Source organism: Streptomyces sp. NBC_00525 (assembly GCF_036346595.1).
GTDB lineage: Bacteria > Actinomycetota > Actinomycetes > Streptomycetales > Streptomycetaceae > Streptomyces.
The window spans coordinates 5,960,609-5,975,497 of sequence record NZ_CP107834.1 but is presented as its reverse complement, the minus strand read 5'-3'; the positions used below and the strand labels follow the sequence as shown (position 1 = coordinate 5,975,497).

General features: G+C 70.5%; 14 protein-coding genes. 6 read left to right on the top strand and 8 right to left on the bottom strand.

Annotated elements, in window-relative coordinates; all coding sequences use genetic code 11:
- Nucleotides 1-3: 3 nt before the first annotated feature.
- The 5 genes from OG710_RS26215 to OG710_RS26195 all read right to left on the bottom strand — a co-directional run bounded on the left by OG710_RS26215 (nucleotide 4) and on the right by OG710_RS26195 (nucleotide 5,130).
- Entirely contained in the window at nucleotides 4-1,020 is a 1,017-nt protein-coding gene (locus tag OG710_RS26215) for a TIGR03842 family LLM class F420-dependent oxidoreductase (RefSeq protein WP_330241524.1), read from the bottom strand.
- A gap of 11 nt (nucleotides 1,021-1,031) precedes the next feature.
- Entirely contained in the window at nucleotides 1,032-2,432 is a 1,401-nt protein-coding gene (gene hydA / locus OG710_RS26210; protein ID WP_330241523.1) for a dihydropyrimidinase, read from the bottom strand.
- A 78-nt stretch (nucleotides 2,433-2,510) separates the two neighbouring features.
- On the bottom strand, nucleotides 2,511-3,791 hold the full coding sequence (locus OG710_RS26205) for an aspartate aminotransferase family protein (RefSeq protein ID WP_330241522.1): 1,281 nt from the start codon (nucleotides 3,789-3,791) through the stop codon (nucleotides 2,511-2,513).
- On the bottom strand, nucleotides 3,788-4,630 hold the full coding sequence (locus tag OG710_RS26200; protein ID WP_330241521.1) for a nitrilase-related carbon-nitrogen hydrolase: 843 nt from the start codon (nucleotides 4,628-4,630) through the stop codon (nucleotides 3,788-3,790). The genes OG710_RS26205 and OG710_RS26200 overlap by 4 nt, the downstream gene beginning before the upstream one ends.
- Before the next feature lie 218 nt (nucleotides 4,631-4,848).
- A complete protein-coding gene (locus OG710_RS26195; RefSeq protein WP_330241520.1) occupies nucleotides 4,849-5,130 on the bottom strand; it encodes a helix-turn-helix domain-containing protein in 282 nt (93 codons plus the stop codon).
- A gap of 60 nt (nucleotides 5,131-5,190) precedes the next feature.
- Between OG710_RS26195 and map the strand changes: the two genes are divergently transcribed.
- Nucleotides 5,191-5,958, top strand: a complete 768-nt coding sequence (map, locus tag OG710_RS26190; RefSeq protein WP_330241519.1) for a type I methionyl aminopeptidase — start codon at nucleotides 5,191-5,193, stop codon at nucleotides 5,956-5,958.
- Nucleotides 5,959-5,966: 8 nt separating this feature from the next.
- Here map and ggt read toward each other — a convergent pair whose 3' ends face one another.
- A complete protein-coding gene (ggt, locus tag OG710_RS26185) occupies nucleotides 5,967-7,784 on the bottom strand; it encodes a gamma-glutamyltransferase (RefSeq protein ID WP_330241518.1) in 1,818 nt (605 codons plus the stop codon).
- Nucleotides 7,785-8,103: 319 nt separating this feature from the next.
- On the opposite strand from ggt, the gene OG710_RS26180 reads away from it, so the two are divergent.
- Together OG710_RS26180 and OG710_RS26175 are read left to right on the top strand one after the other, a co-directional pair.
- Nucleotides 8,104-9,330, top strand: a complete 1,227-nt coding sequence (locus OG710_RS26180; protein ID WP_330241517.1) for an MFS transporter — start codon at nucleotides 8,104-8,106, stop codon at nucleotides 9,328-9,330.
- A 178-nt stretch (nucleotides 9,331-9,508) separates the two neighbouring features.
- Nucleotides 9,509-10,063, top strand: a complete 555-nt coding sequence (locus tag OG710_RS26175; protein WP_330241516.1) for a TetR/AcrR family transcriptional regulator — start codon at nucleotides 9,509-9,511, stop codon at nucleotides 10,061-10,063.
- A 93-nt stretch (nucleotides 10,064-10,156) separates the two neighbouring features.
- Here the strand turns inward: OG710_RS26175 and OG710_RS26170 are convergent, their stop codons facing one another.
- Nucleotides 10,157-10,513: a LuxR C-terminal-related transcriptional regulator gene (locus OG710_RS26170; RefSeq protein WP_330241515.1), complete on the bottom strand. Its 357-nt coding sequence runs from the start codon at nucleotides 10,511-10,513 to the stop codon at nucleotides 10,157-10,159.
- A 561-nt stretch (nucleotides 10,514-11,074) separates the two neighbouring features.
- Between OG710_RS26170 and OG710_RS26165 the strand changes: the two genes are divergently transcribed.
- From OG710_RS26165 to OG710_RS26155, 3 genes are read left to right on the top strand one after another with little or no spacing between them, the layout of a single operon-like run.
- Nucleotides 11,075-11,737 carry an O-methyltransferase gene (locus tag OG710_RS26165; RefSeq protein ID WP_330241514.1) on the top strand — a complete coding sequence of 221 codons (663 nt, stop codon included), beginning with the start codon at nucleotides 11,075-11,077 and terminating at the stop codon, nucleotides 11,735-11,737.
- Entirely contained in the window at nucleotides 11,734-13,293 is a 1,560-nt protein-coding gene (locus tag OG710_RS26160) for an MFS transporter (protein WP_330241513.1), read from the top strand. The genes OG710_RS26165 and OG710_RS26160 overlap by 4 nt, the downstream gene beginning before the upstream one ends.
- The gene (locus OG710_RS26155) at nucleotides 13,290-14,294 is read left to right on the top strand and encodes a LysR family transcriptional regulator (RefSeq protein WP_330241512.1); all 1,005 of its coding nucleotides are present in this window, start codon (nucleotides 13,290-13,292) and stop codon (nucleotides 14,292-14,294) included. Before OG710_RS26160 ends, OG710_RS26155 begins: the two co-directional genes overlap by 4 nt.
- On the opposite strand, the gene OG710_RS26150 is transcribed toward OG710_RS26155, so the two are convergent.
- Nucleotides 14,268-14,861 carry a TetR/AcrR family transcriptional regulator gene (locus OG710_RS26150; RefSeq protein WP_330241511.1) on the bottom strand — a complete coding sequence of 198 codons (594 nt, stop codon included), beginning with the start codon at nucleotides 14,859-14,861 and terminating at the stop codon, nucleotides 14,268-14,270. The two genes, OG710_RS26155 and OG710_RS26150, sit on opposite strands and share 27 nt — an antisense overlap.
- Nucleotides 14,862-14,889: the final 28 nt, after the last annotated feature.

Here is a 14,889-nt window from a genome sequence, read left to right as displayed (position 1 = left end):
CGGTCAGCCGGTGAGCGCGGGGATCACCTCGGCGCCGTACGCGTCGATGGTGGCCTCGCGGGCGTCGTGCATGGCGTACACCGCGAACTGGTCCACGCCCAGCGCCCGGAGGTGGCGCAGCTTGTCGATGTGGGCGGCGGCGGGTCCGAGCAGGCAGAAGCGGTCCACGATGGTGTCCGGGACGAACGCGGTGTCCGGGTTGCCCGCGCGTCCGTGGTGGCTGTAGTCGTAGCCGTGGCGGTCCTTGATGTACGCGGTCAGTTCGTCCGGGACGAGGTCCGAGTGCTCGCCGTACCGGGTGACGAGGTCGGCGACGTGGTTGCCGACCATGCCGCCGAACCAGCGGCACTGGTCGCGGGCGTGGGCCAGTGCCTCGGGCGAGTCGTCGGCGGTGACGTAGGCGGGGGCGGCGACGCAGATGGTGACCGCGTCCGGGTCGCGCCCGGCCCCGGCCGCCGCCTCCCGTACCGCCTTGATCATCCACTCGGTGAGGTAGGGGTCCGCGAGCTGGAGGATGAAGCCGTCCGCCTTCCGCCCGGCGAGCGCGAGGGCCTTGGGACCGTAGGCGGCCATCCAGACGGGCAGCCTGCCGTTCCTGACCCAGGGGATGCGGATCGGGTTGCCGTCCACGGTCGCCTCGCGGCCCTCGGCGAGGTCCCGGATGACGTCGATGGCCTCGCCGAGGCGGGCCAGGGTGTGGGGGCTGCGCCCGGCGACGCGCATGGCGGAGTCGCCCCGGCCGATCCCGCACACGGTCCGGTTGCCGTACATGTCGTTGAGGGTGGCGAAGGTGGAGGCGGTGACCTCCCAGGTACGGGTGCCGGGGTTGGTGACCATCGGGCCGACCGTGAGGCGGTCGGTGTGTTCGAGGATTCGGCTGTAGATGACGAAGGGCTCCTGCCAGAGCACCGCCGAGTCGAAGGTCCAGCCGTAGCGGAACCCGTTGCGTTCGGCCCGGCGCATCAGGCCGACGACGGCCGATGCGGGCGGGTCCGTCTGGAGGACGAGTCCGAAGTCCATGCCGCGTGCTCCTAGTTCAGGTACTGGCAGGTGGCGCGTGGGGTGTAGCTGCCGTGGCCGGCGCGGCCGGTGTACGTACGGCCGTCGATGACGGGCTCACCGCGCGAGAGCACGGTCTCCACCCGGCCGGTGAGCCGCTTTCCCTCGTACGCGGAGTAGTCCACGTTCATGTGGTGGGTGGCGGCGGACACGGTCTGTTCGGCCGTCGGGTCGTAGACGACGATGTCGGCGTCCGCGCCGGGGGCGATCGTGCCCTTCTTGGGATAGAGGCCGAACATCCTCGCCGGGGCGGCGCAGGCGATCTCGATCCAGCGGCGGCGCGAGATGTGCCCGTCCACGACCGCTTGGTGCAGCAGGTCCATCCGGTTCTCGACGCCGGGCATGCCGTTGGGGATCTTCGAGAAGTCGCCCCGGCCCATCTCCTTCTGTCCGGAGAAGCAGAACGGGCAGTGGTCGGTGGAGACGACCTGCAGTTCGTTGTTGCGCAGCCCCCGCCACAGCGCCTCCTGGTGCTCCCTGGGCCGCAGCGGGGTGGAGCAGACGTACTTGGCGCCCTCGAAGTCCGGTTCGGCGAGGTTGTCGGTGGACAGGAAGAGGTACTGCGGGCAGGTCTCGCCGAAGACGGGCCGCCCCCGGTGGCGTGCCGCGGCGATCTCGGCGACGGCCTCGTCGGCGGAGACGTGCACGATGTACAGCGGTGCGCCGGCGACCCGGGCGAGCTGGACGGCGCGGTGCGTGGCCTCCGCCTCCAGCGCCACCTTCCGTACGTCCCCGTGGTAGCGGGGGTCGGTGCGGCCGGCGGCGAGCGCCTGTTCGACCAGGACGTCGATGGCGATGCCGTTCTCGGCGTGCATCATGATCAGGCCGCCGTTGGACTCGGCCCGCTGCATGGCGCGCAGGATCTGCCCGTCGTCGCTGTAGAAGACGCCGGGGTAGGCCATGAACAGCTTGAAGGACGTGATGCCCTCCCCCACCAGGAGGTCCATCTCCTTGAACGAGGACTCGTTGACGTCCGCGAGGATCATGTGGAAGGCGTAGTCGATGGCGCAGTTGCCGTCCGCCTTGGCGTACCAGGTGTCGAGTCCTTCGCGCAGGGGGCGGCCGACCGACTGGACGGCGAAGTCGACGATGGTGGTGGTGCCGCCCCAGGCGGCGGCGCGGGTGCCGGTCTCGAAGGTGTCGGCGGCCTGCGTTCCGCCGAACGGCATCTCCATGTGGGTGTGGGCGTCCACGCCGCCAGGGATGACGTATTTGCCGGTGGCGTCGATGGTCCGGCCGGCGGTCCAGCCCGCGGCCTCGTCGCTGTCGTGGGCGGCGAGCGCGGCGATCCGGCCGCCGTCCACGAGGACGTCCGCGTGCATCTCGTCCGACGCGGTGACGACCAGGCCGCCGCGGATCACGGTACGGCTCATGGGTACCCCTCCTCGTTGTCCTGCGGGTGGGGCGCGGGCGCCGGCCGTGGGGGCCCGCGCCCGCGCCGTGGTCGGCGGTCAGACCGCGCGCAGTGCCTCGGCGAGGATCTCCGCGCCCTCCTCCGCCTCCGGGATCGCGAGGGAGAGGGGCGGGGCGATGCGCAGCACGCTGGTGTTGTGGCCGCCGCCCTTGCCGATGAGCAGGCCGCCCTCGCGGGCCGCCTCCAGGACGGCCGCCGCGCCTTCCGGGTCGGCCTCGTCGGTGCCGGGCCTGACGAGTTCGATGCCGATCATCAGGCCCCGGCCGCGTACCTCGCGCACCCGGTCCGAGGTGGCGCCGATCGCGCGCAGCCGTTCGATGAGCAGCCCGCCGACGCGCCGGGCGTTGCCCTGGAGGTCGTGCTCGACGAGGTAGCCCAGGTTGGCGAGCCCGGCCGCCATGGTGACCGGTGAACCGCCGAATGTGGAGATGGAGTTGGCGTCCAGGCAGTTCATGACCTCGGCGCGGGCGACGACGCCGCCGATGGACATGCCGTTGCCGATGCCCTTGGCGAAGGTGACGATGTCCGGCGGCCCGTTCTGCGCGTGGGCCTGCCAGCCCCAGAAGTGTTCGCCGGAGCGGCCCCAGCCCGTCTGCACCTCGTCGGAGATCCACAGCACGCCGTGCCGGTTCAGGACCTCGCGGAACGCGCCGTACAGGCCGTCCGGCGGTGAGGTGAAGCCGCCGACGCCCTGGATGGGTTCGGCGATCAGGGCGGCCGGGGCGCGGGTGTGCCCGAGCAGGTCCTCCAGGTCGGCGACGCAGGCGGCGGTGAACTCCTCGTCGCTCAGGTGCGCGTAGGGGCCGCGGGTGCGGACGCCGCCGTGCACGTACAGGGTCTGGAGCGGGGAGAGGCTGGTGGGCGACCAGGCGTTGTTGCCGGTGATGGAGACGGCGGAGAAGGACCGGCCGTGGTAGCTGTTGCGCATCGCGAGGATCTGGTTGGACCCGCGGTACGTGGTGGCGAGCAGCAGGGCGGTGTCGTTGGCCTCGGTGCCGGAGGTGGTGAAGAAGACCCGTGCGTCGGGGATGCCGGAGAGCGAGGCGATGCGCTCGGCCAGCTCGATCATCGGGCGGTTGAGGTAGAGCGTGGAGGAGTGGATGATCCGGCCGGCCTGCTCGCTGACGGCCTTGGTGACCTCGGGCAGGGCGTGGGCGGTCATGGTGGTGAGGATGCCGCCGAAGAAGTCGAGGTAGCGGTTGCCGTCGGCGTCCCAGACGTGGCGGCCCTCGCCGCGGGTGATCTCCAGCGGGTGGCGGTAGTAGAGGGCCAGCCAGTCGGGGCTGACGGCGAGGTGGCGGTGGTGGAGGCTGCTCACGGCTCGATCAGCCCCCCGTACGCGTCGGGTCGGCGGTCCCGGTAGAACGCCCACTGTTGGCGGACCTCGTCGATGAGCCCGAGGTCCAGGTCCCGTACGACGAGTTCCTCCTTCTTGTCGGAGGCGACGTCGCCGACGAACCGGCCGCGCGGGTCCACGAAGTAGCTGGTGCCGTAGAAGTCGTTGTCGCCGTACTCCTCCCGGCCGACACGGTTGATCGCGGCGACGTAGTACTCGTTGGCGACGGCGGCGGCGGGCTGCTCCAGCTGCCACAGATAGGCGGAGAGGCCGCGCGAGGTGGCGGACGGGTTGTAGACGATCTGGGCGCCGCCCAGGCCGAGTTGGCGCCAGCCCTCGGGGAAGTGCCGGTCGTAGCAGATGTAGACGCCGACCTTGCCGACGGCGGTGTCGAAGACGGGCCAGCCGGCGTTGCCGGGTTTGAAGTAGTACTTCTCCCAGAAGCCCTCGACCTGCGGGATGTGGTGCTTGCGGTACTTGCCGAGGTAGGAGCCGTCCGCGTCGATCACGGCGGCGGTGTTGTAGTAGAAGCCGGACTGCTCCAGTTCGAAGACCGGGACGACGATCACCATGCCGGTCTCGCGGGCGAGGTCCCGCATCCGCCGTACGGTCGGGCCGTCCGGTACCGGTTCGGCCCAGCGGTAGTGCTCGGGCTCCTGGACCTGGCAGAAGTAGGGCGCGTTGAAGACTTCCTGGAACCCGATGATGCCCGCGCCCTGCCGGGCGGCCTCGCGGGCGTGCTCCTCATGCTTGGCGATCATGGATGCGGTGTCGCCCGTCCAGGTCGCCTGGACGAGTGCGGCGCGTACGACGTGGGACATGAGCTGCTCCTTCGACGCGGCGTCAGAGAGCCTCTTGATGCTTCTACGCCCGTAGAACACGTGCGTACGGGAGAACGTAGGCCCCGTCACACGGCGGGGCAAGACCATCGCCGTGAACCGGCTGAGTCGATCATGTTTCACACCCGTGCGGGCCAGTACGCGACGCGCCGGGCGCGTGCCGCCGGCGCGCGGGTGCCGTACCGCCGGTGCGCCGGGCGCTAGCCGGCCAGCGGGACGGCCGCCGGTACGGACTCCGGTTCCGGGGTGCAGCGCAGCAGGAGTTCGTCCATGGAGAGGCCGAGCGCGCCGGCCAGCGCGGCGACGGTGAAGAACGCGGGGGTGGGGGCGCGGCCGGTCTCGATCTTCCGCAGGGTCTCCGCCGAGATGCCGGCCCGTGCGGCGATGTCGGTCATGCTGCGGGCGCCGCGCGCCTCGCGCAGCAGCCGGCCGAGCCGTTCGCCGCGCAGGCGCTCTTCGGGGGTCAGTGGGGTGCGGACCATGCCGTCATTCTAATACCGACCGGATCGGTATAGTAATTGGAATCCGGTATAGTAATTGGCATGGTGCAACTCAAGACGGACACATCCATCGAAGCCATGCGGGCGACCGGCCGGGTCGTCGCACGGATGCTGACGGCCGCGCGGGAGGCGGCGGCGGTCGGCGTCTCCCTGCGCGAACTGGACCAGGTGGCGCGGGAGGTGCTGCGCGAGGCCGGCGCCGGCTCGCCGTTCCTCGGCTACCGGCCGCACTTCGCCCCGGTCCCCTTTCCCGCGGTCGTCTGCGCGTCGGTCAACGACGCCATCGTGCACGGCATCCCCACCGACTACCGGCTGCGCGACGGCGACCTGGTGAGCATCGACGCAGGCGCGACGCTCGACGGCTGGGCCGGCGACTCGGCAATCAGCTTCACCGTGGGCCGGGCCCGCCCCGCCGACACCCGGCTCGTCGACACCGCGTACGAGGCCCTGGCGGCGGGCATCGCGGCGGCCACCGCGGGCAACCGCATCGGCGACATCGCGCACGCCATCGGCACGGTCTGCCGCGCCGCCGGCTACGGCATCCCCGAGGGGTTCGGCGGACACGGCGTGGGCCGCGAGATGCACGAGGACCCGGGGGTGCCCAACGAGGGCCGGCCGGGGCGCGGGATGCTGCTGCGCCACGGCATGGTGCTGGCCATCGAACCGATGCTGATCGGCGGCGGCGTGGACACGTACCGGACGGACCGCGACGGCTGGACCCTGCGTACGACGGACGGCAGCCGGGCCGCGCACGCCGAGCACACCGTCGCGATCACGGACGACGGACCGCGCGTCCTCACCGCGCTCTGAGCATCCCGTCAGGGCCGTCCGGCGGGCCTCACCACCATCGCGGAGCCGCCGCCGCGCCGCTCCTTCTCAGCCGCCGCGAGCCACCGCCCGTCGGGCAGCCGCTGCACACCAGTGGCCGCGCCGATCTCCGGGTTGAGCTTGAAGACGTGTCCGATGCCTTCCAGCTTCGCCCGCAGCGGGCTGTTCCACAGCGCCGGTTCCAGTTCGGTCGCCGCCGCGTTGCGCTGGCTGGCCCGCGGCGCGGCGATGGCCTCGACCAGCGGCAGTCCCCGGTCCACCGTGCCGATCAGCGACTGGAGGACGGTGGTGATGATGGTGGCGCCGCCGGGTGAGCCCAGGGCCAGCACCGGCCGGTCGTGCCGCAGCACGATGGTCGGCGAGATGGACGAGCGGGGGCGCTTGCCGGGTCCGGGGAGGTTCGGGTCGTGGACGGCCGGGTCGGCCGGCGCGAAGGAGAAGTCGGTCAGCTCGTTGTTGAGCAGGAAGCCGCGCCCCGGCACGGTGATCCCGCTGCCGCCGGTCTGCTCGATGGTCAGGGTGTAGGCGACGACGTTGCCCCACTTGTCGGCGGTCGTCAGATGGGTGGTGTTCTCGCCCTCGTACGTGGTCGGCGCGGCCTTCCCCGCGGAGCGGCAGGCACCGGGGTGGCGCGGGTCGCCGGGTGCGAGCGGGCTGGGCAGCACGGCGTCGTCCCGGATCAGGCACGCGCGCGCGTCGGCGAACCTCTGGCTGAGCAGGCCGCCGGTCGGCACGTCCTCGAACGCGGGGTCGCCGACCCAGCGTCCCCGGTCGGCGAAGGCGATGCGGCCGGCCTCGATGAAGCGGTGGAGGTAGCGCTCCTCGCTCGCCCGCGCGAGGTCGGTGGACTCCAGGATGTTGAGGGCCTCGCCCACCGTCGTGCCTCCGGAGGAGGACGGTGCCATGCCGTACACGCCGAGCCCCCGGTAGTTCACCTTCGTCGGCGCCTGCCGCAGCGCGCGGTAGGAGCGCAGGTCCCGCGCGGTCAGGTCGCCGGGCCGGACGACCCGGTCGGACGCGGGGTCGACGGGCGGGTTGCGCACGGTCCGCACGATGTCGCGGGCCAGCTCGCCCTTGTACAGCGCGGCGACGCCCTCGCGGCCGACCTCCCGGTAGGTGCGCGCGAGATCCGGGTTCCGGAAGACCGCGCCGACCTCGGGCAGCTTCCCGCCGGGCAGGAACAGCTTCCGGGTGGCCGGGAAGTCCCGGAACCGCTCCTCGTTGCCCGCCGTCTGCGAGCGGAACGTTTCGTCGACGACGAAGCCCTGGCGGGCGAGGCGTTCGGCCGGCGCGAGGACCTTCCGCAGCGACTTGCTGCCCCAGGCGTCCAGGGCGGTGTTCCAGGTGGCGGGCGTGCCGGGGGTGCCGACGGCCAGCCCGCTGGTGACGGCGTCGGCGAAGGCGAGCGGCTTGCCGTTCTCCAGGAAGAGGGAGGAGTCGGCGCTGCGCGGCGCGGTCTCGCGGCCGTCGATGGTCCGCACGGTGCGGGTGCGGGCGTCGTAGTACACGAAGTACCCGCCGCCGCCGAGCCCCGCGGAGTACGGCTCGGTCACGCCCAGCGCGGCGGCCGTGGCCACGGCGGCGTCCACCGCGTTGCCGCCCTTGCGCAGCACCTCGATGCCGGCGGCGGTGGCGTCCGCGTCCACGCTGGAGACGGCGCCCCCGTACCCCACCGCGACCGGCGACTTGTCCGGTGGTGCCGGGGCGTGGGCGGGGCGGGCGGACGAGGCCGGGGCGGCGACCCCGACGGACAGGGTGGCGGCGAGAACCGCCGCCAACGACACATTTCGCCTGACGGAACGTCGCATGCGTACCTCCGGTGAAGGATCGTCCGCGCAGAGTAACGCCGCCACCCTCGCATCGTCAGGACCGCCTCGAACTCGAAAGGCCCGACAGCCACCGGCCCGGTCCACCCGTTCCCCGGCGTATGTCGAGCGCATTGAATAGACGCACCGACTGGTCTAGCCTTTGAGTAGACGCAACGGCAAGTCTTGTCATGTGCGTGCGTCATACCTGTGCGCACGCACATGCGGCACACCTGTGCCCCGAAGCCGTTTCCCTGATGGTGCGGGCGGCCGCCCGCACCACTCCCTTCCACTCTTCCATCGCTCATGAGAGGCCACCGCAGTGGGAAACTCGACCGTTCGCGCCGGCGACCGGACCGGCGCGCCAGCGACGGCACGTGGCACCGGCCTCGCCGCGTTCAGCGTGGCCTTCGCCTTCTGGATCACCATGGCGGGCACTACCGCACCCACCCCCCTCTACCCGCTCTACGGCGACGAGTTCGGCTTCACACCGTTCACCGTGACCGTGATCTTCGCCGTCTACGCGCTGGGGGTCGTCCTCGGACTTCTGGTCTTCGGCCGGCTCTCGGACCAGATCGGGCGTCGTCCCGTGCTCGTCGCCGCCACCCTGTTGTCCGTCATGGCGGCAGTGGTGTTCCTGCTGGCGCAGAACGTCACCGCCATGATCGTCGCCCGGATCATCTCCGGATTCTCCGCGGCACTGATCACCGGCGCCGCGACGGCCTCACTCGCCGAGCGGCTCGGGCAGCACAGCCGCGTCAAGCCGGCCACCATCGCCCTGTTCGCGAACATGGGCGGACTCGCGTGCGGCACTCTGCTGGCGGGCATTCTGGCGGACCTCGCACCGTCTCCGCTGCGCACCCCCTGGGTCGCCATGCTGGCCCTCGCCGCAATCGCCGCCGTCGGCGTCCTGCTGAACGATGAGAGCTCGGCCCACCGGTCCGGCTTCTCCCTGCAGTTCCAGCCCCTGCACATCCCGGGCGAGATCCGGTCCGACTTCCTGCGGTCGGCGATGGCGGCGGGCGCCGGCTTCGCCGTCCTCGGCGTCCTGACCGCCGTGACCGGCCTGTTCCTGGGCACCGTGCTGCACGAGTCCAGCCACTCACTGACCGGCCTCGTCGTCTTCGCCGCCTTCGCGTGCACCGCCCTCGGCCAGCTCCTGGTCCGCACCCTCAAGCCCGGCACCGCCCTGCCCGCGGCCTGCCTGGGCCTGATCGTCGCGGCCGTCCTGATCGCAACCGCGATGGCCACCAGCACACTCACCCCGCTGTTCGCCGGGGCCATCGTCAACGGACTGGCGACGGGCATCGCGGTCGGACACGGCATCAGCGGCATCACCACCCGCAGCGCCCCTCAACACCGCGGCGCGTCGGTGTCCACCTTCTTCGCCATCCTCTACTCGATGCTGGCGGTGCCCGCGATCGGCGTGGGCATCCTGATCCGCGAGACCAGCCTGCGCCCCGCCGGTGAGACATTCAGCGCGGTTGTCGCCGCGCTCTCCCTCGGCGTGCTGCTCAGCCTGGTGCGGACCGGGCGCGAAGCCGCCTGACCGGGGTTCGCCGCGCTCGGCCGCGGCGGACCCCCGCTGTGACAGAATTACGGGGACGGACATGACGTGAAGGGTTGACGGAGCCATCGGTACCACGCGGAAACCACGACCGGCCGGTGGGGCGACCACGGCCATCAGCCGGACCGGACCCTACCGCAGCGAGAGCATCCGGCTGGCCGTGCTGAACGCCGCGGACGACCTCCTGGTCGAGCGGGGGTTCTCCGCCCTGACCATCGAAGGCATCGCCCAGCGTGCCGGCGTGGCCAAGCAGACGATCTACCGCTGGTGGAAGTCGAAGGTCGACATCCTTCTCGACACTCTTACCGACGACGCCCGCGAGGCCCTGGAATGGCGCCTGGACACCGATGCCGGGGCCGAGGAGGCACTCACGTCCCACCTCCGGCGGGTGGCCGACTTCTTCCAGGAGCCGGCCGGACAGGTGCTGCAGGCCCTTCTGGGTCATGCCCAACTGAACGAGGACACCGCGGCGTCGCTGCGCTCCGGATTCCTGCGGGAACAACGGGAGCGGGACGCCGCCGGGCTCCGTGACCTCCTCGCCCGTGAGAACATCGCGGTTGACGACCGGGGGGTCGACCACCTCATCGATCTCTCCCTCGGCCCGTTGTACTTCCGTGTACTCGCGCTCGGTGCGCCCATCGACGCGGAGCTCGTGGTCACCACCGCCCGGCTCACGCTCTCCCTGGCGCGCACGCTGGCGGCCGGCACCCCCTGAGCACTGGCCGGTTCCCCTGGAGCACGGACGGTCGCATCCGACGCACATGGTGAGGGCCCCCGGCGCATCGCGCCGGGGGCCCTCACCGTTTGGTCAGTGCAGGCTGATACAGCCGCTCCTTATGCCTTCGATGACAGCTTCGGTGCGGGATGCCGCGTCCAACTTGATAAATATCGAATGCAAATGGACCTTGACGGTTCGCTCGGATATCCCCAGCAAGCGCGCGACCATCCTGTTCGATTTCCCCTCTTTGATCTCATCGAGGACCTGACGCTCTCGCGGCGTGAGCGGAAAGGGCGCCCTCCGCAACACGCGATCAGTCGTCGCACGTTCGGAACCCAGGACGGAGAGCCGCCCTTCTAACATCTGACGGGATTCACGAGACACATTTTCCCCCTGCCATGAATGGTCATCACTCATCAAGGGCGCATAGGCGAGCACGTCGCCCACACCTCACCCATGAACGATTTCTCGTTGCGAAATCAGTATATGCACCGAAACGGAAACCATGAATTAAACGTGAGATACATCACAGCACCATGTTGCCCACTAAACCAGCCTTCCCCCCCCATCCGGAGAAACTATCGATTCCACCTCAAGCAAATTCACCTTGCACATATTGCACTGGATTGAACAACCGGCTCCCCCTACAGTGAGGCCGGGAAGGGAACCCCCTTCCCGATCCGCTGTTCGACCCCTTCCGGCGGAGGTGAGCCGATGTCCGCCGAACGCGCACGGCGGAGCAACTCCCCACTTCAGCCGGTCAAGCCTCCCTTGATTCGGTCATAGCGGCGCTACGGACGTGCCGGCGGTCCCTGACACCCCGGAATTCCGGAGCCGACGAATCCAGCCCTTTGTCGACGCTCATCGCGCCAGGGATCGAGTGCCCCCGATCTCCACCTTCCCGGAAGGCCATGAAACCTCTGCCAAACAGGTTCCGATATATCGGAAACGCCTCCGAAAGGTAATTCGAGAATGACCTCCTCCCTTTTCTCTGCCGACACACGAGCAGTGCTGGACGCCATCTCCGCCGAGCAGGACCGTGTGGATGCCGTGGAACAACCAAAGCTCCTCGAAATCGTCCGGCGACGCACCACACCGTGGACACCGGCGGAACTCGTTTCCGCGTGCGCCTCCGGCTATTACGCGGCCCCAGCAGCCATCGGTCGATTGCTCTACGCCTGTGTCCGAGCCGTGCGCCCCCGGATCGTCTTCGAGTTCGGCACCGCCTACGGTTTCACCGCCCTCCATATCGCAGCGGCGCTCAAGGACAACGGAATGGGAAAGCTCTACACCGTCGATCTCCACGAAGGAAAGTGCGCGGCGGCCCGGAATCACCTGAAAGCGGCCGGGGTCGACAAATATGCCGAGGTGATCACCGGCGAGGCAGGCGAGGTATTGTCCTTCTTTCCTGCCCTGTCCGCCGAGCCGATCGATTTTCTCTATCTGGACGGCTGGGCCGATTTCTTTCTCGACGTCGTCCGGGCCGCCGAACCGCACCTGCGCACCGGCGCGCTCGTGCACGCGGACGACACCGAGAAGTTCGCCGCCGGTGCCCGCTCATATCTCCGACACGTCCGGAATCCGGACAACGGATACGTGTCCGTCGGCATCACCGACGGACAGGGATTCGAACTGTCCACGTTCACCGGCTCCGGGTGGACCGCGTCGTGAACACGTCCTCGCCGACCGACCCGGCACGGCGTTCGACCGCCGCGTCGAGCGGTGCCCGGCCGGAATCCCGCACGGCCGTCGCCGCGCTCGGCATGTGCGTCATGCTGGTCTTCGGCCTCGGCGCGGGGGTGAACCTCGCGGTCGGCCGCCTGGCGACCAGCGCGCTGCGGCCGACCCCGACCGAGGTCCTGTGGATCGTCGACAGCTACCTGATCGTCTTCGGCTGCCTGCTCATCCCCAGCGGGGCCGTGGGCGACCGCTTCGGCCGGAAGGGCGCCCTGCTCACCGGCCTTGCCATGATGGTCGTGGGATCGCTCGCATCTGCGGTCTCACCGACCGTCCCCCTGCTGCTCGGGGCGCGGGCGGTGACCGGGGCGGGCGCCGCGCTGATCCTGCCCAACAGCCTGCCGCTGCTGATCTCCTGCTTCCCATCGGGGAAACGCGGGCAAGCCGTCGCTCTGTGGACCGCGCTCAGCGGAGGCGGCGGCGTCGCAGGCAACATCGTGGGCGGCGCGGTGCTCCAGTTCTACGACTGGCAGGTCCTGTTCGCGGTGGCCGCTCCGCTTTCGGCGTGCGGACTGGCGGTCGCGGCCAGGACCCTGCCCCGCGTCGAACGCCATGCCCACCTGATCGACACGGGCGGAATACTCCTCCTCGTCGCGGCCGTCTTCGGGGTCCTCTTCGGCATCATCGAGGGCTCCGAACTCGGCTGGGCCTCCCCCGCCGTGCTGTCGGGCTTCGCCACGAGCGCGGTGTTCCTGGTGCTGTTCTGCCGCTACGAACTCGGGCGGGAGCAGCCGCTGCTGGACCCCCGGGTGTTCCGCCGGCCCGGGATGCGTGCCGGAACCCTCGGCATCGTCGCGTCCTTCGTCGCGATGTACTCGGTCTTCTACCTCAACGGCCAGTACCTCATGAACGTAAAGGACTATCCGGCCGTCCTGGCCGGCCTCGGCACGGCACCGCTGGCCGTCGTGATCTTCCTGGTCTCCCTGCGGGCCGCCCTACTGGCCGACCGGTACGGGGGCCGTCCGGTCATCGCCTGTGGACTGCTCGTAGTGGTGGTGGGCCTCGGGTTGTTCTCCCTGTGCGGCCCCGGCACCGCGTACGTCGTGTACGCCGGGTGCATCGTCGTGGTCGGCATCGGGTCGGGGCTGTCCAATCCACCCCTGTCGAACGCCGTCATCACCTCCGTTCCCGCCCACCAGGCGGGCGTCGGCTCCGGCATCAACAGCTTCAGCCGGGAGATCGGTGGGGCACTCGGCTTCGCCGTGTTCGGCACGCTGCTCAACACCCGTTTCGCGAACGCCCTGCCGGCCGGGCCCTGGGACACCGGAGACTTCGGGAAAGGGCAGGCGCTGGGCACCGCCCTGCGCGGCGTGGAGCAGTCCGGTACCGCCGCGGCACACCTGTCCGCACAGGTGCGGGAGGCGTTCACGACGGGAATGGCCGAGTCGTTGCGCATCGTGGCACTCGCACTGCTCCTGTTGACCATCGTGGTCGTACTGTGGCTGCGACCGGGACACGACGAGCACGGCACCACCGAGGGGAAGCCATGAGCGAGACCGGCGTCGGCGACCATCAGGGCGGATGGGCCGACGAACTGTCCGGCCGTCAAGGACCGAGTCTGGACCTGCGCCTGCTGCCGGCCCTGGACGCGTTGCTGCAGGAGGGCAGCGTCACGGGCGCCGCGGAACGGCTGGCACTGTCCCCGCCCGCCATGAGCCGGACGCTGGCCAAGATCCGCCTCGCCCTCGGCGACCCCGTCCTGGTCCGCGCCGGACGGGGCCTCGTGCCCACCCCTCGGGCCCTGGAACTCCAGCCGAGGGTGAGGGCGTTGTTGTGGGAGGCGGAGCTGCTGCTCAGCCCGAGCCCGCAGAAGGACCTCTCCCGGGTGAGTCGGATGCTGACCATCGTGGCGGACGAGGCGTACGCGGCGGTACTGGCGCCGAAACTGCTGAGCCGGGCGAGCGTGGAGGTGCCGATGGCCCGGTTCGCCTTCACGGTGGAGAGTACCCACGGCAGCGCGCCCCTGCGGGAGGGCTCTGTGGACATCGAGATCGGCGTCATCGACGAACCCAGCCCGGAGCTGCGGATCGAGCCATTGTTCCAGGACCGGTTCACAGGCGTGGCGCGGGCCGGACACCCACTGCTGGCCGCGGAGGTGACCGCAGAGGCATTCGCCTCGGCGCGGCACGTCAGCGTCTCCCGCAAGGGCCGTATGGCAGGGCCCATCGACACCGCGCTGCACGCACTCGGTCTGCACAGGGAGGTGATCGCGTCCGTGCCGAACTACGGCGAGGCGCTCCTGATGATCCCGACGGGTGACCTGGTGACCGCGATGCCCCACTCGGTCGCGGCCGGCGCGCGGCGGTCGGTCAACGTCGAACTGTTCGACCTGCCGGTGGCCACCGAGCCCATCAGCATCTGCCAGGCGTGGCACCCGCGGCACGAGACCGAGCCCGTGCACATGTGGCTGCGCGAGGCCGTACGTGCCGCACTCACCCATCCCGTGTCGTCCGGTCCGCCGCCCTCATGTGCGCCGCGGGCCGGCCGGTGACCGTAGCAGGGCGTCGAGGAGGAGATCGACGGCCGATGGCGATCTCCCGGCCGCTGACTCGCCGTCCGGGTCCCGCCGGGTCCCGAATGGGTCCTCCGTGCCTCTTCCGCCCGCCGCCGTGCCTACGACCGCCCCCACGAGCAGGCGGGCTGTGACCGACGGATCGAGGTCGCACCGTGTCTCGCCCCGGTGCACGGCCCGCGCCAGCAGCTGTGCCAGCCGCGCAATCATGGATTCCCGGCACACGGCATCCTCGGCATCCGGGCTCGGTGTGCCGCCCACACCCCAGAACACCGCGTGGCGGGCCGGATCCGCCGCCGCCGCCAGGGCGAGCGCGTCCAGCACGTCGGCGAGTTCGGCGGCGGGTGAGCGGCCGTCCCCGGACGCGCTCACGGACGACAACGACCGCAGACGCGCGCGGACCGGACGGGTGACCTCGCGCAGCACCTCGGCCCTACCCCGCACATGCCGGTACAGCGCCGCCTTGGTGACACCGAGGCGGTCGGCGATGTCGCTCATGCTCGTCGCGTCGTGCCCCCGTTCGTGGAACAGGGCCGTCGCGGCCATGAGGACGTCCTCACGACCGCGACGCGGG